Source organism: Gluconobacter potus, assembly GCF_015244705.1.
GTDB lineage: Bacteria > Pseudomonadota > Alphaproteobacteria > Acetobacterales > Acetobacteraceae > Gluconobacter > Gluconobacter potus.
The window spans coordinates 212670-238936 of record NZ_JABCQF010000001.1 but is presented as its reverse complement, the minus strand read 5'-3'; the positions used below and the strand labels follow the sequence as shown (position 1 = coordinate 238936).

Here is a 26267-nt window from a genome sequence, read left to right as displayed (position 1 = left end):
GGACCCCTGATGCAATTCTCCCGCATCTATGCCTCCCTGCCCGAGCGTTTCTCTGCCCCCCTCAGCCCGACGCCGTTTCGCAATCCCCAGATCGTGGCGCTGAACGAACCTCTGGCGCGTGAACTCGGAATGGACCCGAGCTGGCTGCACAGCCCGGCGGGGATCGCCTTTCTGAGCCAAGGCCTGCGGCCAGATGGAGCCTTGCCAGTGGCCATGGCCTATGCCGGGCATCAGTTCGGGCATTTCGTCCCCAGTCTTGGCGACGGGCGGGCGATGCTGATCGGTGAAATAATGGACCAGTCCGGATGCCTGTGGGACCTCCATCTCAAGGGCTCCGGGCCGACGCCGTTTTCGCGGCGTGGCGACGGGCGGGCAGCTCTGGGGCCGGTTCTGCGCGAATATGTGGTCAGTGAAGCCATGCATGCGCTTGGCATTCCCACGACACGCGCCCTTGCCGCCCTGACGACGGGCGAGAGCGTTGCCCGCGAGACGATGCAGCCCGGCGGCGTTATCGTGCGGGTCGCCTCCAGCCATGTTCGGGTCGGGACGTTCCAGTATTTCGCAGCGCAGGGCGATATCGAAGGGGTGCGCATTCTTGCGGATCATGTGATCGGGCGCCTGTATCCGGAACTGGCCGAGACTGAAAATCCGTATCTGGCGCTTCTGGAAGCCGTGACGGAACAGCAGGCGGATCTGGTGGCGCGCTGGATGCTGGTCGGCTTCATTCATGGCGTCATGAACACCGACAACATGTCCATCGCGGGCGAGACCATCGATTTCGGTCCCTGCGCATTTCTGGACGCCTATGACCCGGCGAAGGTCTTCAGCTTCATCGACCAGAACGGACGCTATGCCTACGGGAGCCAGCCGGACATGGCGCTGTGGAATCTTGGGCGCCTGGCGGAGACGCTGCTGCCCCTGCTGAACAGCGATCGCAAGAAGGCGATCGAACAGGCCAGGGACGCGCTGATGCGCTTTGATGACGTGTTCAACGACACCTATCTCGGCGGCTGGCGGCGGAAGCTGGGTCTGGCGCAGGAAGAAAACGGTGATGCCCGGCTGACGGGACGTCTGCTGACCGCCATGCATCGCGGTGAAGCAGATTTCACGCTGACATTCCGACGGCTTGGCGACGTGGTTCGGACCGGACAGACGGACAGTCTCGTGGCGCTGTTCGGGCCGGGGGCGGGGATTGAAGACTGGATCGGGGACTGGCAGGCGCGGCTGGGTCGGGAAGAGCGTCCGGCCGAAGCCAGTTACATGGACATGCAGGCCACGAATCCCCGGATCATTCCGCGCAATCACAGGATCGAAGAGATGATCCAGTCAGCGGTGGCGGGCGATTACGCGCCGTTCCACCGTCTGGTTGAGGGGCTGTCACACCCGTTTGATGATGCAGCAGACGGGTTCGAGGCGCCCCCGGCGCCTCATGAAAGGGTCATGAATACATTCTGCGGCACCTGACGCCGCCGCAGAAAAAAGGATCAGAACAGCCGGATCAGGCGACTTTCGGTGTCAGCAGACGGCTGCGATTGAACAGGCTTCTGACCTGGGCATACAGCGCGCCGAAATCCGGCATGCAGGCATTGTGCAGCGCACGCACGCTTTCATGCGTGGCATAGAAACGCAGGGTGTTCAGGCTTCCACACATGATGGCCGTTCCCAGAAAGACGCCATCAACATGAATGACCTTGGAACTCAGCATTGGTCTTCAACCTCGTCATGACTCCCGCGTCGGGAGCACAGAATGTTTCCACGTTCCACACGAGCCCCTCCTCAGGGCTCCACCGATCTGGAACGCGTCACTAACGGGGCTCATGCCACATCGTTGCTTAATGGAACGTGACCTTTTTATGATAGGGCGTGCCGTCTGCGGAACGATCCCGCCCTTTCCCTATGGCGCCACAGAGAGCGGGGGGATGGACTCACCCCAAACCATGCGGGAAAACGCAAACCATGTCTCGCAACGCTCCTTCCGCCCCTCACCTGACCGCCGCTGACCAGCCGAATCTGTGGCTGCCTTATACCCAGATGCAGACCGCACCTTTCCCCGTGGAAGCCGTCAGCACTTCGGGAAGCCGGATCACGCTTGCGGACGGACGCGAGCTTGTGGACGGCGTGGCGGCCTGGTGGACGGCCTGTCATGGCTACAGCCATCCACATATCCGTGAGGCACTGCTCCGGCAGGCGGAGCGGATGCCGCATGTGATGTTTGGCGGCATGGTGCATGAACCGGCGATCCGTCTGGCCGCGCGGCTGGCGGCGATGCTGCCGGGCGATCTGGAACGGGTGTTCTTCACCGATTCCGGATCGGTCGCGATGGAAGTCGCGATCAAGATGGCAGTGCAGTACCACATCAACCGCGGCATCTCGGGGCGAACGAAAATCCTGTCCTTCCGGGGCGGCTATCACGGGGACACGCTGGGCATGATGTCCATCTGCGACCCCGAAGAAGGCATGCATAGCCTGTTCGCCGGCGTGCTGCCCGAGCAGGTTCTGGCCGATCTGCCCGTAGATACGGACAGTCTGGCGCGGCTTGAAGTCCTGCTGGCGGAACGCGGCGACAGCATCGCAGCCATGGTCACGGAGCCTCTGGTTCAGGGGGCTGGGGGCATGCTGTTCCATGACCCCGAGGTCCTGCGGCGTCTGCGCGAACTGTGCGACCGACACGGAATCCTGCTGATCCTGGACGAGATCTTCACCGGTTTCGGCCGCACGGGGACGATGTTCGCCTGTGAGCAGGCGGGGATCGTGCCGGATATCGTGGCTCTCTCCAAAGCCCTGACGGGCGGCACCATGGCACTGGCCGCTACTGTAGCCCGGCGGGGTGTCTTTGAAGCGTTCCTGTCCGACAGTGCCGGGCACGCCCTGATGCACGGGCCGACTTTCATGGCCAATCCGCTGGCCTGTGCGGTCGCCAATGCCTCGCTGGACCTGTTCGAGACCGAGCCACGACTGGAGCAGGTCGCAGCCATCTCGGTCCAGCTTGCGCGGGAGCTGGAGCCCTGCCGCACGCTGCCCGGCGTCAAGGATGTACGCGTCCTTGGTGCAATCGGCGTGGTGGAACTTGAGACGCTGAACGATCCCGATGCGCTCCGCCGGGCCTTCGTGGAACGTAGCGTCTGGATCCGGCCCTTCCGCAACATCGTCTATCTGACGCCTGCCTTCACGATCACCCCCGAAGAGCTCACCTGCCTGACAACGGCCATCGTGGACGTGCTGCGGGAGCACGCATGAGCCTGTTCGACAGCCATTTCACGGCCACCCTGACTGAACGCGAGGCGGCCGGAACACGTCGAAGCCTGCGCCCTGTGGTCCGGCAGGACGGCATGATCGTCCGCGACGGGCGGCGGATGCTGGATGTGTCGTCCAACGACTATCTGGGGCTGGCGGATCATCCGCTGCTGCGGGAACGGGCAGCGGACTGGGCGCTGCGCTTCGGGACAGGTGCGCGGGCCTCGCGGCTGGTCAGCGGAACACTGGACCTGCACCGGCAGGTCGAGACGAAAATGGCGGCCTTCAAGGGCTGTGAGGACGCGATCCTGTTCGCCTCGGGCTGGCAGGCTAATGCATCCGTCATGCCTGCACTCTGTGCGCTGTCCGTGGCCCGGACGGGCGCACCAATGCTGGTATTTTCGGACCGGCTGAACCATGCCAGCCTGCATCATGGCTGCGCGGCGGCAGGCGTGCGGCAGATCCGGTTCCGACACAATGATCTGTCCCATCTGGAAACTCTGCTGGCCCGCGAGGCCGAAAAACCCGGCCTGCGGATGATCGTGACGGAAAGCGTGTTCTCCATGGACGGAGACCGCGCCGATATTCCGGCCCTGCGCGCGCTGGCGGACCGGGCGGGAGCGTTCCTTTATGTGGACGAGGCCCATGCGACCGGCGTGCTTGGACCGAAGGGTCGCGGACTGTCCTGTGGGATGGCCGATCTGACGATGGGGACGTGCAGCAAGGGACTGGGCGGGATGGGCGCTTATGTCGCGGGCTCAAAGCCACTCTGCGACTATCTCGTGAACCATGCGTCGGGCTTCATTTACAGCACGGCCCTGCCCCCTGCGGTTCTGGGCGCAATCGACGCAGCACTGGATGTCGTGCCGGGTCTGGATGAGGAACGCGCCCTGCTGCTCGGACAGGCGGAACGCCTTCGGACCATGCTGCATGGAGCGGGGCTGTCCACGGCTGACTCCACAACGCAGATCGTTCCTGTCCTGATCGGAGAGTCCGAACGTGCCATGGCCGTAGCTGCCGGGCTTGAAGAGGCCGGGTTCCTGACGGTGGCAATCCGGCCGCCGACAGTGCCAACCGGAACCGCGCGGCTGCGTCTGGCGCTCCATGCCGGGCTGAGCGATGCGGAAATCGACCGTCTGGGGCAGGCCGTCATCGCGCTGACAAGAGACATCGCATGACACGGGCGCTTTATCTTGTGCATGGCTGGGGATTTGACCCCTCCTTCTGGACGCCAATGCTGGCGCATCTGCCGGATGTGAGCACACAGGTCGTGGATTGCGGGTATTTCGGCTCGGAACATCGCCCTGCCCTGCCAGATACGCCTTATCTGGCAGTGGGGCATTCAGCGGGATCACTGGCCTTGTTGGGACAGGATCTACCGGGATGTGAGGGGCTGGTGTTCTTCAACGGCTTTCCGCGTTTCACGGCCGCACCAGATTTCCCGGATGGAACACCCGAGCGGGTTCTGACCCGGATGCGGGCACGCCTGAAACGTGATTCTGCCGCCGTTTTGCATGATTTCCGCGCTCTCTGTGGAACGGATGCGCCGCTTCCCGGCACACCGGATGTGGATGCACTGGATCGGGGGCTGGAAGCGCTTCAGACTCTGGATCATCGCCCACAGGCTGCAAATTGGAATGACCGGCTGCACTGGATGACGGGCACGGACGATCCGTTCGGCGCGGCGAAGGCGGGTTTCGCGATACCCGGAGAAAAGGTTGAAGGGGGCCATCTTCTGCCGTTGACCCAACCCAAAATCTGCGCGGCCTTTATCCGGCGGAGGCTTGATGACCTGCGCTGATACTCCCGAAGACATCCTGCGCCGAAACAGCATCGCCGCGCGATTTGACGCGGCCGAGGACTATGACGCCGCCGCTCATATCCAACGCCGCTGCGCCACGGCGCTGATGGACCGCATCCGGGTCGCAACAGCGGCCCACGCCCCTGCCTCCATTCTGGAATTCGGCTGCGGTACCGGCTTCCTGACAGCCCGGCTGGCGGATCATTTCTCGCAGGCCAGCCTCCTCGCAACCGATCTGGCGCCCGGCATGATCGCCCGGGCACGTCAGCGGCTTTCGGGTAAGACCATCCGCTTTCACGTCATGGACGCCGAACATCCGGACGTATCCGGACCGTTCGATCTGATTGCCTCCAGCCTGTGCCTGCAATGGTTCTCGAACCGGAGCGACGGCTTGCGGCGCCTTTGCGATCTGCTGGCGCCACAGGGGAGTCTGATGGTCACGACGCTGCTACAGGGCAGTCTGGACGAATGGAAACAGGCCTGTCTGGCGGAAGGGGCGCCGTGTGGCGTGCCGGATTATCCATCCGCGCAGAAGGTTCAAACCGAGTGGCCCACGGGCGGCCTGGGAACATGGGATGTCCTGACGCTGCAGGATCCCGTCGGCAGTGCGCGGGACTTCCTGCGGGGCCTGCGGCAGATCGGAGCATCGGTTCCACGCGCCGGCAGCACGCCTGCCAGTACCGCGGCCCTGCGCCGGGCCATGCGGCATTTTGACCGCACGCATTCCAGCGTGACCTATCAGATCGGCATCGGGACGTTTGTAAAATCCGGAGAGGAAACACGGCCATGAGGGACATCTCGACACACTGGCAACGCGGGGTTTTCGTCACGGGAACGGATACCGGGATCGGCAAGACACTGGTCAGCGCCATTCTGTGCCGCGCCTGGAACGCCACCTACTGGAAACCGCTTCAGACCGGGCTTGCGGATGAGGAAGGTGATACGCTGACGGTCCGAGACCTTGCGGGGCTGTCTCCTGCGCGGATCATCCCCCCCGCCTATGCGTTTCAGGCCCCGCTTGCCCCACTGGCGGCGGGCGATCTGGAGAACGTGACCGTCAATCCGGGACGGCTCGTCCTGCCGCAGGTGCAGGGGCCGCTGGTCGTGGAAGGCGCGGGCGGCCTGATGGTGCCGGTGCGTGAAGACATGATGATCGTGGACCTGATCGAAAGTCTGGGCCTGCCGGTCGTGCTGGTGACGCGCAGCGGACTGGGGACGATCAACCACACGCTTCTGAGCCTTGAGGCGCTGCGGCGGCGCGGCATTCCCGTGGCTGGCGTGGTGCCTGTCGGGCCGCCGAATTCCGGCAATGAGCGGGACATGGCGCGCTTTGGCAAAACACAGATCCTGTTCCGGGTTCCGCAACTCGACGCAATAACGGAAACATCTGTTGCCGAATTGTCTGGCAATGTTCCGTTACTTGATGTCTTGCAGCAACAGATTTCACAATAATGTGTCATCCGGGGCGCATGCCATAAAAAGACCGCGCCAGACCTTGTGAAATGGCATCCTCATCATAGAAGGGCACTTCGCAACGAAGGGCTTCCGGCGTATCGCTGGAAGATCGGACTTCGTTTCGGAGATGCCGACAGAAACTGGGATATTGGGAAGAGTATGAGTATCCTGCGCCGTGATCTGGTCAAGCTTGGGGCCGGACTGACCCTTCTGGGAACAGCCTCCCGTATGGCCCATGCCCAGTCCACAGCCACTTCTCCACCGACCGTAGCCCCCACGCCGGAATCGACGCCTTTTGACAACGACACGGTTCGTCTTCTGGCGCAGCGCCTGTCGAAGAAGCCCTATTCCCCGCCGTCTCCGACGCTGCCGAATGCCGTTGCAAACATGGATTTCGACCAGTTCCGCAGCATTGCCTTCAATCCCGAGAAGGCGCTGTGGCACGGTCAGAACCTGGCGTTCGACGTGGAGTTCTTCCCGCGCGGCTTCCTGTACAAGCCGCGGATCGGCATGAACGAGGTCACGGGCGGGCAGTCCACGCCCATTCCCTACGATCCCGATCTCTTCACCTATTCCAACCCCGTCCTGCGCGTCACGGATGATCTCGGCTTCTCGGGCCTGCGTCTGCGCTATGCGATCAACACGCCGGGTGTCATGGAAGAATGCGCCGTCTTCCTTGGCGCGTCCTATTTCCGCGCCGTGGCCAAGGGCCAGAATTACGGACTGTCCGCCCGTGCGTTCGCGGATGGCACCGGCAATCCGAAGGGCGAGGAATTCGCCCTGTTCCGCGAGTTCTGGCTTGAAAAGCCAGAGCCTGGCGTGGAGTCCATCGTCATTCACGCGCTGCTCGACAGCCCGTCCCTGACCGGGGCCTTCCGCTTCACCATCCGTCCGGGCGATACGACCGTCTTCGACGTCCAGTCCTCGCTATTCCCGCGTCAGGACATCACGGAATCCGGGATCGCGCCGCTCACGGGCATGTTCTATTTCGACGCCAACGAGCGCAATCACGTCGATGACTGGCGTCCGGCCGCACATGACAGCGAGGCGCTCCAGATCTGGACGGGGGCGGGGCAGCAGCTTTACCGGCCGCTCATCAACCCGACCGATCTCCAGTTCTCGGCCTTCGAGGACAGCAGCCCGCACGGTTTCGGCCTGATGCAGCGCAAGCGGTCCTTCCACGACTACGAGGATCTGGCGCTCAACTACCAGAAGCGCCCCTCGCTCTGGATCGAGCCCATCGGCAACTGGGGCGATGGTGCGGTCGATCTCGTGGAGATCCCGACGCCCAACGAAGTCAACGACAACATCGTCTCCTTCTGGCGCCCCAAGCAGCCCATGAAGGGCGGGCAGGAATACAGCTACATCTACCGGATGTACTGGGGCTGGGACACGCCGTGGCCGACCCAGATGGCCCGCGTCGCGGCGACCCGGATCGGGGGACTGACCGACCATGCGGATGCGCGCTTTTTCGTGATCGATTTCACGGGGGCTCCGTTCCAGAACGTGCCGCAGGGCACGACTTTCCATCTGATCTCGCAGACCACACCCGGCACGATCCGGAACGTCGTGGTCGAGCCGAACCCCGAAATCCAGGGCTGGCGCACGACATTCGAGTTCGTGCCGGGCGATGCGAAGATGTGTGAACTCCAGGCCCAGCTCGCCGGCGATCAGGGTCCGATTTCAGAAAAATGGATGTATCGTTGGACGCCGTGACCGAATTCTCCCCTTCCGCCGGGCCGGTCCCAGCGCCGTTCCTGCCGCCGGAAGCCCCGCTGGCCATGAAGGCACAGAATCTTCACCAGCAGCCGGACCGGCACGGCAGACCTTTCCGTATCCTGCCAACGACGCCGTCCTTCCTGTGGCTGCGGCGCCTGTTCGTTTTTGGTGGCGCGCTGCTGCTGACGGGCTACGGCATGTACAGGATCAACCAGGTCTTCAACTCGCTCGGTGTTTCGGCACTGGGCGTCATCATCCTGATCCTGTTCGCCATTCTGGCTTTCTGGATCGCCCTGTCTTTCACGTCCTGTCTGGGCGGTTTCGTGTCGCTGATCCGGCGGGGCGGACTGGGACTTGGCATTCATCGCACGGGACCGCTGCCAGAGCTGAAAAGCCGCACCGCCGTCCTGATGCCGACCTATAACGAGGACCCGACGCGCGTGCTCGCCGGTCTGCGCGCCATTCACGACAGCATTCTCGCAACCGGGCAGATCGACGCCTTCGATTTCTTCATCCTGTCCGACACGACCAATCCGGATGTCTGGGTGCAGGAAGAGCGGGCTTTTCTGGAGTTCCGCAAGGCCACGAACGGCGACAAACGGATCTTCTACCGCCGCCGTCACAAGAACATCGACCGCAAGGCCGGCAATCTGGGTGACTGGGTGACGCGGTTTGGCTCGTCCTATCAGCAGATGCTCACGCTCGATGCGGACAGCGTCATGGATGGCAGCCTGATCGTGCGTATTACGGCAGCCATGGAGCAGCATGACGGTGTGGGCCTGATCCAGACCCTGCCGGTCATCGTGGGCGGCCGCACGCTTTTTGCCCGGATGCAGCAGTTCGCAGGCCGCGTCTATGGACCGCTGATCGCACATGGCATTGCCTGGTGGCACGGCTCGGAAGGCAATTACTGGGGCCATAACGCCGTCATCCGCACGCAGGCTTTCGCGGAACAGGCCGGTCTGCCGCATCTGAAGGGCCGTGCGCCATTCGGCGGACACATCCTGAGCCATGACTTCGTGGAAGCCGCGCTGATGCGTCGCGGGGGCTGGGCCATTCACATGGTGCCGGGTCTGTTCGGTTCTTATGAGGAAAGCCCGCCGTCCCTGACGGATGTCGCCATCCGTGACCGTCGCTGGTGCCAGGGCAATCTGCAGCACAGCAAGATCCTTGGCACGAAAGGCCTGCACTGGGTCAGCCGCGTGCACATGTTGACCGGCATTGGGTCATACATCATGTCGCCGCTCTGGTTGCTGTTCCTGCTGTTCGGCATCCTGATCTCGCTTCAGTCCCATTTCTATCATCCCGAATATTTCGGCACGAAACCCACGCTTTATCCGCACTGGCCGCGGGTTGATCCGGTTCAGGCGAAGCTCGTCTTCATCGGGACGATGGGGATTCTGCTGGCCCCGAAGGCTCTCGCATTCATCGCTATGATGTTCGACCGCGCGGCTCTGCGGGGATCTGGCGGGATTTTCCGGCTGGCGGTTTCCATCGTGTTGGAGACGCTGATCGGCGGCCTGATCGCGCCGATTGCCATGCTGATCCAGACATCGGGCGTCATCTCGATCCTGCTGGGCCGGGATTCCGGCTGGAACGCTCAAAACCGTGACGATGGCCGGGTGTCGCTGAAGGAAGTGGCGCACGGCTACTGGATCTACACAGTGTTCGGGCTGCTTCTGGCGGTCGCAGCCTGGTCAGTCTCGCAGGCGCTGTTCCTGTGGATGACGCCCGTGCTGCTGGGGCTGGTCCTTGCCATTCCGCTGGCAGCGCTGACAGCGAGCCGGGATGTCGGGCTGGGCCTGCGCCGGGCCGGTCTGCTGCTGATCGAAGAGGAAACGGCACCTCCGCCGATCCTTCAGCTCGCTGCGGCCAATGACGCGGCGCGGGAACGCGCGGCCCATGCGCCGAATGCTCCGCCGGAAGAGGCTTTTGCCGCACTCCGCCAAAGTGCTGCGCTGCGTGCCGCGCATGAGAGCGCCCTGCCCCCTGCCCGGAAGCCGGGCAGCCCGATCGATGCCAATCTGCTCGTCGGGCTGGTCAAGCTGAGGGAGGCACCATCCCTGCAGGTCGCACTGGAACGCCTCTCCCGTCAGGAGAAGGCCGCTGTGCTGGGAAATCCCGAAGGCATCCAGCTCATGGAGCAGCTCAAGGCCTGAAACCGCCAGCGCTTTACGGCATAAAAAAAACGCCCCGGCCATGACAGCCGGGGCGTTTTTCGTTGAAGCGATGAGACCTCAGTGTCCGACGACAGAGGAATCTCCGAGGGACTGGGCCTTCTTGATAATGTCGTTACACGTCATGACGCGTTTGTCTTTGGGCAGGGTGCTGATGTCGAACACATTGCCGCCAGCCGTCTGGAGCAGGCCCTTTCCACCGAGCGAATAGAACTGGTCGTTCTGGACATCCGGACGTTTTGCCAGCGTGCGGGATGCCACGATCGGCGATGTGCCGAGCACCAGCTTCTGGTGCACACAGTAGTAGCTCAATCCCGCGACGTTGCCGGCCTGGGCGTTCCCGATGGACGGAAGGCCATCCGCGCCCAGCGTACCCGGCGATGCGGCGGTCAGGATGTTCTTGCCACCGGCAACGGCCTGGAGATTGGCGGACGGCAGGGTTGCCTGCGTTCCGGCCGGAATCGTCGGGACGGGGCTGCTCTGCGGGATCGGCGGCACTGTCTGGGCAAAGGCTGCACCCGAAATGGTCAGGCCGGCAGCAGCAAGAACAGAGAAATACTTGTTCGAAATCATGGCACTCTTCTTTCCATATACAGAATGTCCTGCTTATCCCTGCGAAGGAGATACAGAAATCATCCGGTCTGGAACATCTTGAAGGATGCTCCGTTGCCTTGAGTAACACTTGAAGCCAGACGTGGTTTCTTGAGAGCTGTCCTTTTTCCTCATGGCCGTCATGTGGGAACTTTCGGATCATCACGTTTTACCGAATGCATCAGGGACCTCTGTTTCCCCCGCAGGAGCGGATTGAACGGCGACGGTTTCTGCGTCACAGTTTGCCCATGTCACAGACCCCCGATGCTCCCTCCGCCGCACCCGTTCCTCCCATCGCCCGCCGTGAGCCGCTGACCACAACGCAGCTTGGCCGGACACGCACGGATTCCTATGCCTGGATGAAGGATGAGAACTGGCAGCAGGTCCTGCGAGACCCGTCCGTTCTGCGCGAGGACATCGCCACGCATCTGAAGGCGGAGAACGCCTATGCGGAGGCCGTGCTGGCAGACATGGAGCCGCTGCGCGAGACACTGCTTCAGGAAATGATCGGCCGTATTCCGCCAGCGGAATCCTCGGTCCCCGTTCCTGATGGACCGTGGGAGTATTATGTCCGCTTCGAGGACGGAGCGCAGCATCCGCTACGGGTCCGCCGTCCGCGCGAGGGGGGTGAGGAACAGGTTCTGCTCGATGCCGATGCTCTGGCGAAGCAGCACGACTATTATGCGCTATCGCAGACCGATCATTCCCCCGATCACCGTTATTTCGTCTATGCCGAGGACGTTCAGGGTTCCGAGGTCTATCGCATTCAGGTCGAGGATCTGGAGACGGGCGAACTCTGCGCCCCACCAGTGCCGAGCACGACGGGCAGCTTCGCCATTTCTCCCGACAGCCAGTGGCTGTTCTGGATCTACCGGGATGACAATGGCCGCCCGTCGAAGATCTATCGCCGTCCGCTGACGGGTGGCGAGGATGTTCTGGTCTTTGACGAGACCGATCCGGGGTTCTTCCTCAGCATCGGCGTCAGCGCATCCCGCAAATGGATCAACATCGAGCGCGGCGACCATGATACCAACGAAACGCTGCTCATCCCGGCTTCCAATCCGACGGCCCTGCCCGTCGTGGCGGCCCCTCTGGTGCGGGGCGAGCGCTACTCCCTGACGCACTGGAACAACCGCTTCATCATCCTGACCAATGCAGGCGGGGCCGTGGACTTCCAGTTCATGCAGACACCCGACACAGCCACGGGACGCGAGAACTGGAAACCCTTCGTGCCGTATCGTGAGGGGCATTATCTTCTGGGCGCCAGCGCCTCGCGCGGGCATCTCGCCTGGGCCGAGCGTCGGGACGGCAACATCCATATTCTCGTTGTCCCCGAAGGCACGGAAGGCGATATCCGTGCGCAGGCCAAAGCCATCGGCATGGACGAGCCCGCCTATGACCTGACGATGCTGGGTACGCTGGAATATAACGCCCCGATCCTGCGCTACATCTATCAGTCGCCCACCAATCCGGCGCACTGGTACGATTACGACATGGCAAGCGGCGAGCGCGTTCTGCGCAAGATCCGTGAAGTCCCGTCCGGCCATGATGCCAGCCGCTACGAAACGCGGCGTCTGTTTGCGACATCCCCCGATGGTGCACAGGTGCCCATCACAGTCCTGATGCGCAAAGGGCAGGTTCTGGACGGCTCGGCACCGCTGCTTCTGTATGGATACGGCTCCTACGGCATTGCCATGGACGCCGATTTCTCCACGACCGTGTTCAGTCTGGTGGACCGGGGCTGGATCCATGCCATCGCCCATGTGCGCGGCGGGTCCGAAAAGGGCTGGAACTGGTTCCTGGACGGGCGCGGGACGAAGAAGCCCAACACGTTCATCGATTTCATCGCCAGCGCCCGGCACCTCGTCGCGGAAGGCTATGGGTCGGCGGGACGCATCGTCGCACAGGGTGGCTCGGCTGGCGGATTGCTGATGGGGGCGATCACGAACATGGCGCCCGAGCTTTTCGCGGGGATCGCTGCGCAGGTGCCGTTCGTGGACATGCTCAACACCATGTCCGACGTGTCCCTGCCGCTGACGCCGCCGGAATGGCCGGAATGGGGCAATCCGCTGGAAGATCCCGCCGCCTACGACCTGATCGCCAGCTATTCGCCCTATGACAACATCGCGGCAAAGGCCTATCCCCCGGTTCTCGCGATGGGCGGCCTGTCCGATCCACGCGTGACCTACTGGGAACCCGCGAAATGGATCGCCAAACTGCGGGAAGTCACGTCCGGCGGCCCGTTCCTGTGCCGCATCAACATGGAAGCCGGCCACGGTGGCTCGTCCGGCCGTTTTAAACGTCTGGAAGAAGTCGCTCTGGTTCAGGCCTTTGCGATTTGGGCAATCGACCGGGCCTGAAAAGACCCAGTGAATAAAAGTTTTTGGGTTCCGCCTTTTTCCAAAAAGGCGGAGAGCCTCAAAGCTTTTTGGAAAAAGCTTCACCAAAAACTTTTATTCCAAAATACTTATCTGTGACCGAACAGATGGCGGATGTCGTCGCCAAAGTGCTGGAAGGCGGCATGGGTGGAACGGTGGCGGCGGTTGCCTTCTTCTGACACGACCGTCACGGTGGCTGTCATGCCAGCGGCAAGCGTCAGGTCATCAGGGATCTTGTCGATCTTCACGCGGACCGGGATACGCTGCGCCAGACGCACCCAGGTATAGACGGGGTCCACTTCCGGCAGGCCCTGCTTGTTCACCAGGGCGTTGTTGCTGGCGATACCACGGGTGATGCTCTCGACATGGCCGAAGAGCGGATCGTGATAGCCCATCAGATCCATGCGGACGAGATCGCCTTCGTCGAGGTCATGAACCTTGGTTTCCTCGAAATAGCCGTCCACCCAGTAGGAACTGGTGTCAATGATGTGGATGTTGACCACGCCGGCCGTTGCGAAGTCACCGGGACGCATGATGAGGTTGGTCACAATGCCGTCGATGGAGCTGCGGACTTCCGTTCGCTCCAGATTGATCGCGGCCTGACGTTCGGCAGCCTGCGCTGCATCGTACTGGGCCTGCATCTGCTGGGACAGGGCCTCGTACTGCCGCTTTTCCTCGACCGAGACAGCCGTGCCGGGGATGGCCTTGCGCCACTGGGCCTGAACGACACGGAATTCCAGATCGGCCTTGCGTTCGGCCACACGCGCCTTGGCGGTATCGAGCGCCACCCTGAAGTCGAACGGGTCGATCACGTACAGCACGTCCCCCTTGTGGACGAACTGGTTGTCCTTCACCCGCACTTCGAGGATCTGTCCCGAGACGCGGGGTGCGATATTGGCGACCTGCGCACGCACCTGCCCGTTCCGGGTCCAGGGAGAGGCCGTGTAGTAATCCCACAGAATGACGACCACGAGAGCCGCCACCACGAGAATGCAGAGCGTGATGGTCAAGCGGATCAGGCGATGGGCACTGGCAAGCACGGGACGGTCACCTTGGTTTTCGGTTCGGGGAAAGGGTCAGAGAAGCAGGGTGTAGAGGCCGATCAGGCAGATCAGGATGCCGAACTGCGCCAGCGGCGGATCCCAGACGAAACGCCACAGATCGAACCAGCCCATGATCCAGCGCAGGATGGCCAGTGTCAGAAGCGCCAGCGCCAGATTGATGACGAACGCCGAAACCAGCACGCCATCGAGGTCAACGACCTGTCTCGTCACCATCGTTTGCGTCCTATCCCATAATGATGCACCGCCGAGCGGTTCAGGCGCACCATGGTCCGCACGGCCTCAAGACCGCCAATACAGTTGATGATCATGGACTGCTCTTCGCGGATACCGTCGGACAGACGCTCGAAGAACATGGCCTGAAGTTCGGGGATTTCGGCTTCCAGCAGACCGAGCCTGTCATGGGCCAGCAGGCGGCGGACATGACGGACCATGGGTCTGAGTCCGTGAAGATGTCCCGCCTGATCCAGATAGTGCCGCACCCGCGCGATCGTACTGGAAAAATCTTCCAGGGCCACAAAGCGGTTGAAGACACGCCGCGAGCGCAGGCCAGAATCATGCATCCGGTCCGTCCACATCAGGAACTGGCTCAGGCGTTCGTATTTCCGGCTGAGAAGCGGCGGCCCCATCCGCTCGCCATGCCCGGCAAGCTGCGTTTCCAGATCATAAGCGATGGACACCGCCAGCCGGAACCGATGCCGCCGTGCCGTGGGCGGCCAGAGCAGGACCAGCAGCACGAAGGACAGGACGGCCGCCATCGCATAGAAGGTATTTCGCGTGATGAAGGCCAGGGGGTCGTAGTTGTGGTGATTGCCGAGCCCGATGAACACCAGAAAGAACACGCCGTAATTGAAGCCGATGGCGCTCGTTTTCGGGTTCATCAACAGCAGGCAGGAAATGATGGTCTGCGGCAGGAGCACCAGTGCCAGACTAAGCATGCTTTCCACATGCGGCAGAATCATGAAGTCCAACCACGCCGCCACGAGAATGCCCGCGGGCATGCCGATGATCGCGCCCTTGCCGAACTGTGCCGTATCGATGGCCGTGGACGCCAGCGTCAGGACCAGCGCAGTCTGGGACAGGGCCGTGACGGAAGCCGGAATACTGGATCCCAGACACAATCCGGCCGCGACACTGAAACCGAGCAGGACACGCATCGCATTGATGAACGCCGTCACATAGTCCGGATTGCTCTCGAGCTGCGCCAGTTTGAGCGCATCGCCCGCGGGTGTCGCACGCAGGAGCGTGTTCATGCCGGTACGGATATGCAGACGGTTACTGAGAAGCGTCGAGCAGCGCTCGAAAAACCAGGCCTCACGGGCCGAAGGAACGAAATCCGGATCTTCCGCGCGGATTTCGTCCAGAATCGTGTCCATCGTCTCAAGGCGGGTCGTGCCGTCCTCGGAGCGCTCATGCCAGGCCCGGACATGACGAATCAGGATATCGGAAATGCCGCCGGTTTCCAGCAGCCACGCAATGGCGCGGCTCGTGGTCAGGACTGTCAGCATGCCGATGATGCCGAGCCTCGCACCCGCCATCCGCAGGCGTCCGCGCTCGACTTCGGTCCGCGCATAGGAAATCTGGGTCATGAGCGCGAGGATCTCGCCGCTCAGCCCGATCATCTCTTCCGGCGTTGCGATCGGCTCGCCCATGATGGCGGACTTGCCGGTCTGCCGCACACGATGGGACAGCGTCTCCATCGCCGTGGACAGTCTGCGCCAGGCTTCCGGAGAGCCCGAGAGGATATTGACGACCGCGATGGACGCAACGCCGATGGCGATGTCAGAGGCACGCGCGATGCTGACGGGATAGATGTTCTGCGGATCGTCCATCGTGGGGATGGCCACCAGCGCGACCGTATAGCCCGCCAGAAGCGCCCCGTAGGAGCGGAAGTCGCGCTCCAGCGATCCTACGAACGCGCAGGCCGCAATCCACAGGGCCGCGCCACCGAGGGACAGGGCGCGTTCCTCGTTGAACATCGCGACGAGAATGATGGAGACGCTGACACCCAGCACGGTGCCGGCAAGGCGGTAGAACGCCTTGGACAGCGCCTGACCACGCAGGGGCTGCGCCAGGATCATGACGGTCACGCCCGCACTGGCCGGAGAGTCAAGCTGCGACCAGAAGGCTGTTCCGAGCGCCAGGACAAGTGCAAACCAGGTCCTGAGACTGAACTGGAGCCACCCCGGGCGAAGAACTGACTGTAGTGCCGCGGTCAAGAGCGATACCCCTTACCCGGCACAGACTTCATCAGAAACAGTCCCACGGCCCTCATTACCAGAATCAGACGTCCAACCTTAGGAGCGCTTGCCCGGAAAAGTTAGTCCTCGAATCCTCTGGACACGTTTTGACAGACGGTGTTTTCGGATCTGCGCCGTCCGGGAGACTAGTCTTCCTCGGGCGGGAGAGCGTTGCAGGCCGCAGTCAGCTTGGGATCCGAATGGGCTGTGGCCGTGCGGCAATAGGTTCGGGCATCGGCACCACACATATTCGTGACATCCTCCATTTCCGAGGAAAGAACATCACGCGCGACGCCGATATCCTGATTGTGTTCCGGATCGACGCCCTCTTCCTTGCCCAGCGCCGTCTGGGCCTGATGCATTTCCTTGAGCGCATTGATGCAGGAATCGCCCGCCGCGTCCGGGTTGGTCTGCAGCACCCGCAGAATCTTGTTAATGGCAAAACCCTGCTGGTTGATCGTGGGATCGTCGTCATTGGTCTTGGCCTCGTCGTCATCGGCCCGGGCCGCGACAGGGCTGGCAAGGGCGACAGCGAGAGGAAGAAGAGCCAGCAGCAGGGCGGGACGGGAATGGCGCTTGATCATGACTCTTACGTTAGGAGAAAATCCGGAGCGGACAAAGACCCAGAACGAGGCTGTTGCAGGTTGTTGCAAACAGACCGCAGCGAGGAATTCCGCCGCCTGCGTGGCTTGCCAGCTTGACTCTGCAGGGCGGGATGGGTAATCGGGGCCATTCTTTCGCGGGCGTTCCGGCCCGCTGTCCGGTCCGCAAGGGCCTTACCCGTCGAGAGCCTGTCACCATGAAGATCCGCAACAGCCTGAAGTCCGCCAAGGTCCGCGACAAGGACTGCCGCGTTGTCCGCCGCCGCGGCCGCGTTTACATCATCAACAAGAAGAACCCGCGCATGAAGGCTCGCCAGGGCTGAACCCCTTGGTCTGCCGGATAACGGACGGGCGGCGCTGGCTGATGGCTGGCGCCGTTCTGCTTTGTAGCCCGGCCCTGACTTTTCTGCCAGTTCAGGCTGCACGCGCCGCAGATCCTGCCGCGTCCGGCCCCGCAGCGCCTTCCGCTGCACAGCCTGCCGTTCCCGCCCCCCAGGCAGGAACCGCAAAGGCCACGCCCCCTGCTTCCTCCCCCCGTCCGCCACGCAAAACGCTCCATGACCGCCTTGTGGATGCGGAAAAGGCTCTCGCCATGGCGGGGAATGAAAAGCAGGCCGGCGAAATTTCCGAACGTGCCGAGGCCCTCCGCAGCCGCGCCCTGACCGGCAGCGTGCAGATGCTCATCAGCGATTCGCATGATGCGCTGGAGAAACATGATTTCCAGCAGGCGCAGGACGATCTGACGGCCGCAATCACGATCCAGCCTGACCAGTCCGTGCTTTACCGCCAGCGCGCCGCCATCCGGCTGGCTGCAGGCGACAGCAACGGGGCCATCGCCGATCTGGGCGTCGAGCTTCAGGCTGATCCCGGTGATCCGACAGCCTGGGGCATGCTCGCGGAAGCGGAGCATGAGCGGCATGAGCCCGAGGCTGCTCTCAAGGCGTTCCATCAGATGCTGCTGCTGAATCCCAAATCGCCCGATTCCGACAAGCAGCTCAAGACGCTGGAACAGGCCCGGGACGGCCAGCAGGACTGACGCTCCAGGCGGTGCTGCCCACCTGTTGCTCTGGCACCCCCTTGTATTGCCGGGTGCTCATCCCCTGATTCCTTTTTTCAGGAGATTTTATATGACAAAGCAGTCCCCCGCCCATGCAACCGCCATCCCCCAGGCTGAAGCCAAGAAGAGCTGCTGCTCCAAGATGAAGACCTGCTGTCAGAAGGCCACGCGTGCTCGCGAAATCGGCCTTGCCGGCATGACGGCCATGGCAACCTTCGGGCCCAAGCGCTTCCGCCCCTACTTCCAGCAGATCCTTGCCGTCATTGCGGTCGTCACCGCCACGGTCGAGTTCTTCCGCAAGCGCAAGGGTTGATTTTCCAACCCTAAAGGAAGGAAATGGGGTCGATATCAATATCGACCTTTGCTCCGCCGGTGGGTTTGATATCCCCAAGCCACTGACGCAGGATCGGCTGCACGGCGATGCCCCGCATCGTCCGCAGCAGCAGGCGCCTGCGATGCCGTCCGCGCAGGACGGCGAGCGGTGCCGGAGCCGGTCCCAGAACCTGCACCCCTTCCCGCTCCGGCGCGGAAAGCGCGATCTCCCGCGCCAGTGCATCCGCAGCTTCGGCACTCGGCGCGCTCACGATCAGGGCGGCCAGCCGTCCATAAGGCGGCCAGAAGGATGGGCGTCTCTGTTCGGCTTCCTGTTCCATGAAGGTCTGGAAATCGTTGGACACCAGCGCCGTCATGACCGGATGCTCGCCGACATAGCTCTGTAGGAGCACGCGCCCGCGATGCTCGGCACGGCCTGCACGCCCCGCCACCTGGTGCAGAAGCTGCACGGTCCGCTCCGCCGCCCGCAGATCGCCACCTCCCAGCCCCAGATCGGCATCGACGACACCCACGAGCGTCAGCTTCGGGAAATGCCAGCCCTTAGCGACGATCTGCGTGCCGATGATGAGGTTGACCTCCCCGTCCGAAATCTTCCGGACCGCCTCCGCCGTAGCCGCGGGGGAGCCGAGCGTATCGGAGGACATCACCAGCAGTTTCGCTTCCGGAAAGCGTAGCTTCGCCTCTTCGGTAATGCGCTCGATTCCCGGCCCGATGGGCACGAGCGAGTTCTCGGCGTGACATTCCGGACAGTCCTTCGGAATCCGCTCGGTATGGCCACAGTGATGGCACGTCAGGAGGCCGCGCGCCCGATGCTCCACCAGCCAGGCAGAGCAGTTCGGACACTGCATCCGATGTCCGCACGCCCGACACAGCGTCAGAGGCGCATAGCCGCGCCGGTTGAGGAACAGCATGGCCTGCTCCCCCTTCTCCAACGTCTCGTCAATGGCGGTGCAGAGCTTGGGCGACAGGAACAGGCCGCGTTCCGGCGGATCGGCCCGCATATCCACGAGTGAAACATCCGGCAGGGTGGCCCCGCCATGCCGCGCGGTCAGGAGTTCATGCCGATAGCGGCCGCTTTCCACATTCGCGAGTGTTTCGAGTGATGGCGTGGCGGAGACGAGAATGGCCGGCGCATCCGCCAGACGCGCGCGCACAACCGCCATGTCCCGGCCGTGATACATCACGCCCTCTTCCTGCTTGAAGGCGCTCTCATGCTCCTCGTCCACCACGACGAGGCCCAGATCGGCAAAGGGCAGGAACAGCGCCGAGCGGGCACCCACCACAACGCGGGCGCTGCCTTCCGCCACCGCACGCCATGTCTCGCGCCGCCGCTTGGCCCCGAGATCGGAGTGCCAGATGGCGGGTTCGGCTCCGAAACGCCGGATGAAACGGTCCGTCCACTGGGCGGACAGCGCAATTTCCGGCAGCAGGACCAGAACCTGCTTTCCCTTGGCCAGACAGGCTGCCACGGCCTCGAAATAAACCTCCGTCTTGCCTGACCCGGTCACGCCTTCCAGCAGTGTGACCTGAAACCGACCCGCCTCGACAGGCCCGCAGAGTTCCTGCGCGACTTCGGCCTGTTCTTCGGAAAGCTTTGGCGCGCCATGGCTCGGGTCCGGCGTTGCGAACGGGGCCGCCACAGCAATAACTGCCTCGCGCAGCAGACCGGCCGTAGCAAGGCCGCGGATCACGGCGGCGCTTGCTCCGCTTTGGGAGCCCAGTTCGGCAGTCGTCATGGGCACGGACGAGGCAAAATTGAGGACAGAGCGACGGGCCGGCGTAATGCGCAGATCGCCCTCCGGCATTTCCGTCCGCACCCAGCCCAGAGCAGGTTTCGGCGCGTCCTTCAGATGAATCCGCGTCGCCATCGCCAGCACCAGACCCGGCGGGGTGAGCGTATAGGCCGCGACCCAGTCGATGAAGCGGCGCAGGCTCTGCGGCAGGGGACGGACATCCAGCTTTCCCGCCACGGGACGCAGACGCGCAAGCGGAACTTCACGGCCGACTGGCAACGCAAAATCGGCAGGCAGGGTGCGATCGGTTTCCCAGACACAGCCCACGGTTTCCCGCCGGCCCAGCGGGACCGTGACGAGGTCTCCGGGCTCAAGCGGCATGGGCGCGAGGTAATCGAGCGGCCCCGGAAACGGCAGCGGCACGAGCACCGAAACGCGCGTTCCGGTGGAAGGTGGCTTTCGCCGGGGATCAGGCTTGGATAGGCTGCTGGATGCCATGACCGTATCTAACCTCCCACGCTCCGAAATGCCATGACGGCCACATTAATGGCGCTCGATGCCCTGCGGGACTGGACCGAATGGCTGACTCACGAGAGGCGTTCAAGCCCGCGCACGGTCGAAGCCTACCGGCACGACATCCTGCTGGCGCTGACGTTTTTCCAGCAGCATCTGGGCGCCGAGGTGACGCTGGCGGACCTGGGAAAACTCTCGCTGGCGGACCTGCGCGCCTGGCTCGCCCATGAAACGGCCCGCAGCGAACAGCCTACCCGCCGCACCACCAGCGCCGACTCGCGGGCACGCTCACGGGCGCGGCATGTCTCCGCATTGCGGTCGTTCTTCCGGTATCTGGGCCTGCGGCACGATCTCTCCAATCCCGCCCCCTCACTGCTCGCCACGCCGCGCACGAAAAAGCGCCTGCCCCGCCCTCTCGGGGAAGACGCTGCCCGGGCGGCGGCAGAAGGTATTTCCGATGATGCGGAAACCAGTCTGGCGGCCTTGCGGGACCGCGCGCTGTTCACGCTGCTCTATGGCACCGGGCTGCGGATCGGCGAGGCGCTCTCGCTCGACATCCGCGATCTGACCAATGCAGGGCACAACATGCTCCGGGTCGTCGGTAAGGGGGGCAAGGAACGGCTCGTGCCCCTGCTTCCGGCTGTGATCGAGGCGCTGGAAAGCTGGAAAGCGGCCCATCCCTCTCCGACTCCTGATGCGCCCCTGTTCTGCGGGGTGCGCGGCGGGCGTCTCAATCCCGGCGTGGCCCAGCGCGCCATGCGGACGTGGCGCAAGGGCGAAGGTCTGCCCGATTCCGCCACGCCCCATGCCCTGCGCCATTCCTTCGCGACGCATCTGATGGAAGGCGGGGCCGACCTGCGCACCATTCAGGAACTGATGGGCCATGCCAGCCTCTCCACCACGCAGGCCTATACGCTGGCGGACGAGAAGCACCTGCTTGATGTCTGGCGCAAAGCCCACCCGCGGGCGGGTCAGGAGTCATGAGACGCCTTCTGCCAGCCGCCCTGATCCTGGGCATGGCGCTGTACGCAACAACAGTTCATGCCGCCCCTGTCTGCGAGATGAGCCGCGCCGTCATGCTGCCGCTTCGCGATGACGGGGGGTATCTGAGCGTGTCCGTGACGGTGAACGGACGGGCGGCCTCGATGATCGTGGATACGGGCTCCGAAGGCAGCCTCATAACGCCGGCCGGAGTTTCCGCCCTGCGCCTGCCGACCGATCCCGAACACCGGACTATGATGCAGGGTCCAAATGGCAGCCCGCGCCTGGTACCGAACGCCCGGATTCAGGATCTCCGGCTTGGTACGCACCCTGCGGCCGAACTTCCCCTTGGCCCCGGAACAATGGCCGTCGGGATGCTCCCGGGTTCGCCCATGATCACGCCCCCCGTTCTGGGCCTGCTCGGCGCGGATGTGCTGGCGGATTACGATCTGGAATTCGATGTCCCGCATCAGCTCCTGACCTTGTGGACCATCCGCCTGGGCTCCCGCCTGTGTCAGCAGCCCCCCGCCTGGACCGGACACTGGACGACCACGCCCGTACACCGGCAATCCGGACGCCTGACCGTGGCCTTCGCGCTGGACGGCCTGAGTGGCACGGCTCTTCTGGACAGCGGCGCACGCTCACATATCGTGAGTACGGATTTCGCCCATCGCCTGGGCCTGACCGACGACCAGCTCGCGCTCGACCCGGGTGGCCTGACAGCGGGCGTGGACATGAAGGAACGCGAGTACCACTGGCACCATTTCGGGCGCCTTGAACTGGGAGGCACCGTCTGGACGCGACCGGTCCTGACAGTCGCCCCGGTTCACGATCAGGCAGACATGCTGCTGGGCTCGGACTGGTTCGCCCATCACGAGATCTGGCTGTCCTACGCCACGCAGCAGCTCTTCTTCCGGTAAATGCCGACCATCCCGGGAAAATTTCCCCAACGGTCATCAGGCAGGTAAAGCCACAAAGTCTTCACCTGCCTGAGGTACAGGCTTTATCGGGTGATAAACGCCAGAATATCGGCATTGATGACGTCTGCATGTGTCGTGTGCATGCCATGCGGATAACCGGGATAGATTTTCAGCGTGCTGTCCTGAAGCAGCCTGTCCTGCAGGACCGCAGCGTTCTTGTAAGGCACGACCTGATCATCATCGCCCTGCAGCACAAGCACCGGCACTGTGATGGCCTTCAGATCCTCGGTCTGATCCGTTTCGGAGAAGGCCCGGATACCCTCGTAATGGGCCTTGGCGCTGCCCATCATGCCCTGACGCCACCAGTTGCGGATCGTGCCTTCGGAAACCTCAGCACCGGAACGGTTAAAACCGTAGAATGGCCCTATGGGAACATCGAGAAAGAACTGTGCCCGATTGGCTGCCAGTCCGGCCCGCAGTCCATCAAGAACTTCGATCGGAGCACCCTCAGGACTGCGGTCCGTCTGCACCATCAGAGGTGGCACTGCACTGATGAGCACAGCTTTGGCCACACGCCCCTGAGGCTGGCCATATTTTGCGACATAGCGGGCCACCTGTCCGCCGCCTGTTGAATGTCCGATATGGATGGCATTTCGCAGATCGAGATGTTCCACAACGGCCGACGCATCGGCTGCGTAATGGTCCATGTCATGACCATCGCTCACCTGTGCCGATCGTCCGTGACCGCGACGGTCATGCGCGATGACGCGAAATCCCTTGTTCAGGAAGAACAGCATCTGCGCGTCCCAGTCATCGGCGCTCAGCGGCCAGCCATGATGGAAAACAATCGGCTGGGCATCCTTCGATCCCCAGTCCTTATAGAAAATCTCTACACCGTCCGATGTGGTGACAAAGGACATGATACGCCTCCTGGCCGATCAATAACGGGATACTGGTCAGAGCCTAACCTTGAAGCTAACTTCAAGGTCAAGCTGCGTTCATGACCGGAGGTAAATCGTGAAGATTGGAGAACTGGCACAGCAAAGCGGACTTACGCCCTCGCGCATCCGCTTCTATGAGCGCATCGGACTCCTGAAGACGGTCGAGCGTCGTCCCAACGGATACAGGACCTATCCGCAGCAGGCCGTGATGATCCTGGGTCTTATCACAACGGCGCAGCGGGCCGGGTTTACACTGGACGAAATCCGCACCCTGCTGCCCTCTGATCTGACACACTGGGATCATGCTGCGCTGATGGAGGCCCTGGCCCGCAAGATTGCGGATATCGAAGCGCTGCAGGCGCGCCTGGCCCAGAGCAGAGCGCATCTGCTCCGTCTGATTGAGGATATTCAGGAGCGCCCCGACGACATGGACTGTGCAGCCAATGCGCATCGTGTCCTGACGAACATGCTTGCGGACCAATCCGAAGCCCTCGACGTCACATCAGGCGATATCCGCCTTCTGGATACGAAGGACCGCCGTCAGTCGGTCAGCCCTGGCCACCGTAAAAAGACGGCATCCCGTTAAGCCCCATCCAGAAGCGCCACGACTTTCCTTGCCGTCGCCCTGGCGGAAAAGAGGTTCTGCCCTGTTACCAGTCGGCCATCGCTCACAACATGGGACATGAATGGCAGGAGTGCCTTTTCGTAAATCGCCCCCCGTGCTTTCACCTGTGCTTCCGCATTATAAGGAACTTCGCGCGCAACACCTGCCAGTTTCTCCTCGGTCCATGAAAAACCGGTGATCTTTCGACCGGAGACCAGAAAAGAACCATCCGCACACCGGATATTCAGAAGTCCGCAATATCCATGACAGACGGCGGATACGATGCCGCCTTTCTCCCAGATCGCGCCGGTGATGGCCTGAAGACCTTCACTGTCCGGAAAATCCCACATCACCCCGTGACCACCGGTGAAGTAGATCGCATCATAATTTTCGGGCCGAACGTCATCGGGGCTCAGTGTAGAGTCCAGTAAAGCCATTTTCGCCGGATCGTTGAGCCAGGCCCTGGCCGACTGATCGCACATGGGCCACTTCAAAGCCTTGGGCTCGAGCGGAATTTTCCCGCCCCGAGGGCTGACAATATGCTGTTCAAAACCCTTGTCGGCAAACACATCCCAGGCATGTGTCAGTTCCGACAGCCACAATCCGGTAGGATGAGCAGGATTGTCGAAATGGGCGACGTTGGTGGCAACGTGAAGGATACGGCGGTTCATGACGGGTCCCTTTCATGGGGCAGGGTACTCAAACACCCATCCTGTAACGTTCGAGCCTGGCTGAAGGTCAATCTCCTGTTTGACCTTAAATCTGACTCGCACGTTAAGCTGCATGTCCCTCATCTGTCAGACAACGCAGAGACTAAGACACATGCAGACAATTCTTGGCGCGAACGGTCAGATCGCCACCGAACTGGCGCGGAGCCTGCATCATCACCATACGCCTGATCTGCGCCTGGTGAGCCGCAATCCCCGCAAGGTCAATGAAGACGACACTCTTATGGCTGCGGACCTGATGGACGTCCGACAGACAACCGAAGCGGTGAAAGGCAGCGACATCGTCTATTTTACAGCCGGTCTGCCTCCGGACAGCAAACTCTGGGAAGACCGGTTTCCCGTCATGCTGAAGAATGCTTTGCAGGCCTGCCGGACTTCTGGCGCCAGCTTTGCCTATTTCGACAATACTTACATGTATCCGCAGAACAGTCAGCTTCAGACAGAGGAAACCCGCTTTGCTCCCGTTGGCCGGAAAGGCCGGGTCCGCGCCGCAATGGCATCCATGGTCCTGGAAGAAATGGCGCGGGGAGACATTCCCGTGCTCATCGCCCGCGCTCCGGAATTCTATGGCCCGGCGAAAACACAGAGCTTCACCAATGCCCTGATTATCGACAGGCTGAAGGCTGGCAAAAGGCCTCTGGTTCCTGTCCGCGACGATACGAGCCGCACCCTCATCTGGACGCCGGATGCGAGCCGTGCGCTGGCAACCCTGGGCAATACACCAGTTGCTTTCGGGCAGAGCTGGCATCTGCCATGCTGTGATGACCGGCCGACCTATAAGACATTTGTCACCATGGCAAGCAGGGTTTTCGGACGGACGCCTGCTTATTCCGTCATTGGAAAGTGGCCGCTGATCATCGCAGGCATTTTTTCAAAACAGGTCCGGGAGATCAGGGAACTGCTCCCGCGTTATGAACAGGGCAATCTTTTTGATTCAGCGAAATTCAAGCGTCATTTTCCGGAGTTTTCTGTCACGACCTATGAAGAAGGCCTGAAACTGATCGGCAGCGAACAGAAAGATAGATGAAGCCTTCCTTCAGACCTTTATGGTCAGGAGGATCTCAATGATGTGTCGGTGTCTGCTTCTGATCGCCCAATGCCGCTAGCGGGCTTTCCGCCCCCCCAAAACAGCCGTGCTTATGAGACGTATGATCAAATAAAAAAGACCCCTTCCCGAAGGAAGGAGCCTTTTTTGGAAA

The 26267-nt window shown here is 62.3% G+C and carries 25 protein-coding genes; 16 read left to right on the top strand and 9 right to left on the bottom strand.

The features are described from left to right. Positions 1 to 9 precede the first annotated feature (9 nt). A complete protein-coding gene (locus HKD31_RS01140; RefSeq protein ID WP_194263920.1) occupies positions 10 to 1464 on the top strand; it encodes a protein adenylyltransferase SelO in 1455 nt (484 codons plus the stop codon). 34 nt (positions 1465 to 1498) lie between these two features. Here the strand turns inward: HKD31_RS01140 and HKD31_RS01135 are convergent, their stop codons facing one another. After that, complete coding sequence (locus tag HKD31_RS01135) at positions 1499 to 1705, bottom strand: hypothetical protein (RefSeq protein WP_062494333.1); 207 nt, start codon at positions 1703 to 1705, stop codon at positions 1499 to 1501. Positions 1706 to 1956: 251 nt separating this feature from the next. On the opposite strand from HKD31_RS01135, the gene HKD31_RS01130 reads away from it, so the two are divergent. The 7 genes from HKD31_RS01130 (at position 1957) to mdoH (ending at position 10368) form a co-directional block, all read left to right on the top strand. Continuing rightward, positions 1957 to 3237, top strand: a complete 1281-nt coding sequence (locus HKD31_RS01130; protein WP_194263921.1) for an adenosylmethionine--8-amino-7-oxononanoate transaminase — start codon at positions 1957 to 1959, stop codon at positions 3235 to 3237. Beyond that, positions 3234 to 4412, top strand: a complete 1179-nt coding sequence (locus HKD31_RS01125) for an aminotransferase class I/II-fold pyridoxal phosphate-dependent enzyme (protein WP_194263922.1) — start codon at positions 3234 to 3236, stop codon at positions 4410 to 4412. The genes HKD31_RS01130 and HKD31_RS01125 overlap by 4 nt, the downstream gene beginning before the upstream one ends. Beyond that, on the top strand, positions 4409 to 5035 hold the full coding sequence (locus HKD31_RS01120) for an alpha/beta hydrolase family protein (RefSeq protein WP_194263923.1): 627 nt from the start codon (positions 4409 to 4411) through the stop codon (positions 5033 to 5035). Before HKD31_RS01125 ends, HKD31_RS01120 begins: the two co-directional genes overlap by 4 nt. Further along, on the top strand, positions 5022 to 5825 hold the full coding sequence (locus tag HKD31_RS01115) for a methyltransferase domain-containing protein (RefSeq protein WP_194263924.1): 804 nt from the start codon (positions 5022 to 5024) through the stop codon (positions 5823 to 5825). Before HKD31_RS01120 ends, HKD31_RS01115 begins: the two co-directional genes overlap by 14 nt. Then, positions 5822 to 6487, top strand: a complete 666-nt coding sequence (bioD, locus tag HKD31_RS01110) for a dethiobiotin synthase (protein WP_228120101.1) — start codon at positions 5822 to 5824, stop codon at positions 6485 to 6487. Before HKD31_RS01115 ends, bioD begins: the two co-directional genes overlap by 4 nt. Before the next feature lie 162 nt (positions 6488 to 6649). After that, entirely contained in the window at positions 6650 to 8206 is a 1557-nt protein-coding gene (locus tag HKD31_RS01105; RefSeq protein WP_194263925.1) for an OpgD/OpgG family glucan biosynthesis protein, read from the top strand. Beyond that, positions 8182 to 10368, top strand: a complete 2187-nt coding sequence (gene mdoH, locus HKD31_RS01100; RefSeq protein WP_194263926.1) for a glucans biosynthesis glucosyltransferase MdoH — start codon at positions 8182 to 8184, stop codon at positions 10366 to 10368. Before HKD31_RS01105 ends, mdoH begins: the two co-directional genes overlap by 25 nt. A 78-nt stretch (positions 10369 to 10446) precedes the next feature. Here the strand turns inward: mdoH and HKD31_RS01095 are convergent, their stop codons facing one another. After that, positions 10447 to 10959, bottom strand: coding sequence for a YjjA family protein (locus HKD31_RS01095; RefSeq protein ID WP_194263927.1), 513 nt, complete (start codon positions 10957 to 10959; stop codon positions 10447 to 10449). A gap of 266 nt (positions 10960 to 11225) precedes the next feature. Between HKD31_RS01095 and HKD31_RS01090 the strand changes: the two genes are divergently transcribed. Beyond that, the gene (locus HKD31_RS01090) at positions 11226 to 13337 is read left to right on the top strand and encodes a S9 family peptidase (protein ID WP_194263928.1); all 2112 of its coding nucleotides are present in this window, start codon (positions 11226 to 11228) and stop codon (positions 13335 to 13337) included. A 107-nt stretch (positions 13338 to 13444) separates the two neighbouring features. Here HKD31_RS01090 and HKD31_RS01085 read toward each other — a convergent pair whose 3' ends face one another. The 4 genes from HKD31_RS01085 to HKD31_RS01070 form a co-directional block, all read right to left on the bottom strand. Then, positions 13445 to 14395 (bottom strand): efflux RND transporter periplasmic adaptor subunit, encoded by a 951-nt coding sequence (locus HKD31_RS01085; RefSeq protein WP_194263929.1) that lies wholly within the window; start codon positions 14393 to 14395, stop codon positions 13445 to 13447. Positions 14396 to 14431: 36 nt separating this feature from the next. Then, on the bottom strand, positions 14432 to 14632 hold the full coding sequence (locus HKD31_RS01080; protein ID WP_062493633.1) for a DUF1656 domain-containing protein: 201 nt from the start codon (positions 14630 to 14632) through the stop codon (positions 14432 to 14434). After that, complete coding sequence (locus HKD31_RS01075; RefSeq protein WP_194263930.1) at positions 14626 to 16635, bottom strand: FUSC family protein; 2010 nt, start codon at positions 16633 to 16635, stop codon at positions 14626 to 14628. Before HKD31_RS01075 ends, HKD31_RS01080 begins: the two co-directional genes overlap by 7 nt. Positions 16636 to 16802: 167 nt before the next feature. After that, positions 16803 to 17240: a hypothetical protein gene (locus tag HKD31_RS01070; RefSeq protein WP_062493636.1), complete on the bottom strand. Its 438-nt coding sequence runs from the start codon at positions 17238 to 17240 to the stop codon at positions 16803 to 16805. Between the two features lie 215 nt (positions 17241 to 17455). On the opposite strand from HKD31_RS01070, the gene ykgO reads away from it, so the two are divergent. The 3 genes from ykgO to HKD31_RS01055 all read left to right on the top strand — a co-directional run bounded on the left by ykgO (position 17456) and on the right by HKD31_RS01055 (position 18628). Beyond that, the gene (gene ykgO, locus HKD31_RS01065) at positions 17456 to 17581 is read left to right on the top strand and encodes a type B 50S ribosomal protein L36 (RefSeq protein ID WP_007281615.1); all 126 of its coding nucleotides are present in this window, start codon (positions 17456 to 17458) and stop codon (positions 17579 to 17581) included. A 41-nt stretch (positions 17582 to 17622) separates the two neighbouring features. Beyond that, positions 17623 to 18294 carry a tetratricopeptide repeat protein gene (locus HKD31_RS01060; RefSeq protein WP_194263931.1) on the top strand — a complete coding sequence of 224 codons (672 nt, stop codon included), beginning with the start codon at positions 17623 to 17625 and terminating at the stop codon, positions 18292 to 18294. Between the two features lie 91 nt (positions 18295 to 18385). Continuing rightward, positions 18386 to 18628, top strand: coding sequence for a hypothetical protein (locus tag HKD31_RS01055; protein ID WP_194263932.1), 243 nt, complete (start codon positions 18386 to 18388; stop codon positions 18626 to 18628). Positions 18629 to 18638: 10 nt separating this feature from the next. Here the strand turns inward: HKD31_RS01055 and HKD31_RS01050 are convergent, their stop codons facing one another. After that, positions 18639 to 20879 carry a primosomal protein N' gene (locus HKD31_RS01050; protein ID WP_194263933.1) on the bottom strand — a complete coding sequence of 747 codons (2241 nt, stop codon included), beginning with the start codon at positions 20877 to 20879 and terminating at the stop codon, positions 18639 to 18641. Positions 20880 to 20912: 33 nt separating this feature from the next. Here HKD31_RS01050 and HKD31_RS01045 point away from each other — a divergent pair, with 33 nt between their 5' ends. Both HKD31_RS01045 and HKD31_RS01040 read left to right on the top strand, forming a co-directional pair. Beyond that, positions 20913 to 21878: a tyrosine recombinase XerC gene (locus HKD31_RS01045; protein ID WP_080691890.1), complete on the top strand. Its 966-nt coding sequence runs from the start codon at positions 20913 to 20915 to the stop codon at positions 21876 to 21878. Then, on the top strand, positions 21875 to 22795 hold the full coding sequence (locus tag HKD31_RS01040; RefSeq protein ID WP_194263934.1) for a retroviral-like aspartic protease family protein: 921 nt from the start codon (positions 21875 to 21877) through the stop codon (positions 22793 to 22795). Before HKD31_RS01045 ends, HKD31_RS01040 begins: the two co-directional genes overlap by 4 nt. Before the next feature lie 83 nt (positions 22796 to 22878). Here the strand turns inward: HKD31_RS01040 and HKD31_RS01035 are convergent, their stop codons facing one another. Beyond that, a complete protein-coding gene (locus HKD31_RS01035) occupies positions 22879 to 23715 on the bottom strand; it encodes an alpha/beta fold hydrolase (protein WP_194263935.1) in 837 nt (278 codons plus the stop codon). Between the two features lie 97 nt (positions 23716 to 23812). Between HKD31_RS01035 and HKD31_RS01030 the strand changes: the two genes are divergently transcribed. Further along, positions 23813 to 24322: a MerR family transcriptional regulator gene (locus HKD31_RS01030; protein WP_194263936.1), complete on the top strand. Its 510-nt coding sequence runs from the start codon at positions 23813 to 23815 to the stop codon at positions 24320 to 24322. On the opposite strand, the gene HKD31_RS01025 is transcribed toward HKD31_RS01030, so the two are convergent. Next, positions 24319 to 25011 (bottom strand): type 1 glutamine amidotransferase domain-containing protein, encoded by a 693-nt coding sequence (locus HKD31_RS01025; protein ID WP_194263937.1) that lies wholly within the window; start codon positions 25009 to 25011, stop codon positions 24319 to 24321. The two genes, HKD31_RS01030 and HKD31_RS01025, sit on opposite strands and share 4 nt — an antisense overlap. Before the next feature lie 151 nt (positions 25012 to 25162). On the opposite strand from HKD31_RS01025, the gene HKD31_RS01020 reads away from it, so the two are divergent. Further along, complete coding sequence (locus tag HKD31_RS01020; protein ID WP_194263938.1) at positions 25163 to 26095, top strand: SDR family oxidoreductase; 933 nt, start codon at positions 25163 to 25165, stop codon at positions 26093 to 26095. The last annotated feature ends 172 nt before the right edge of the window (positions 26096 to 26267 follow it).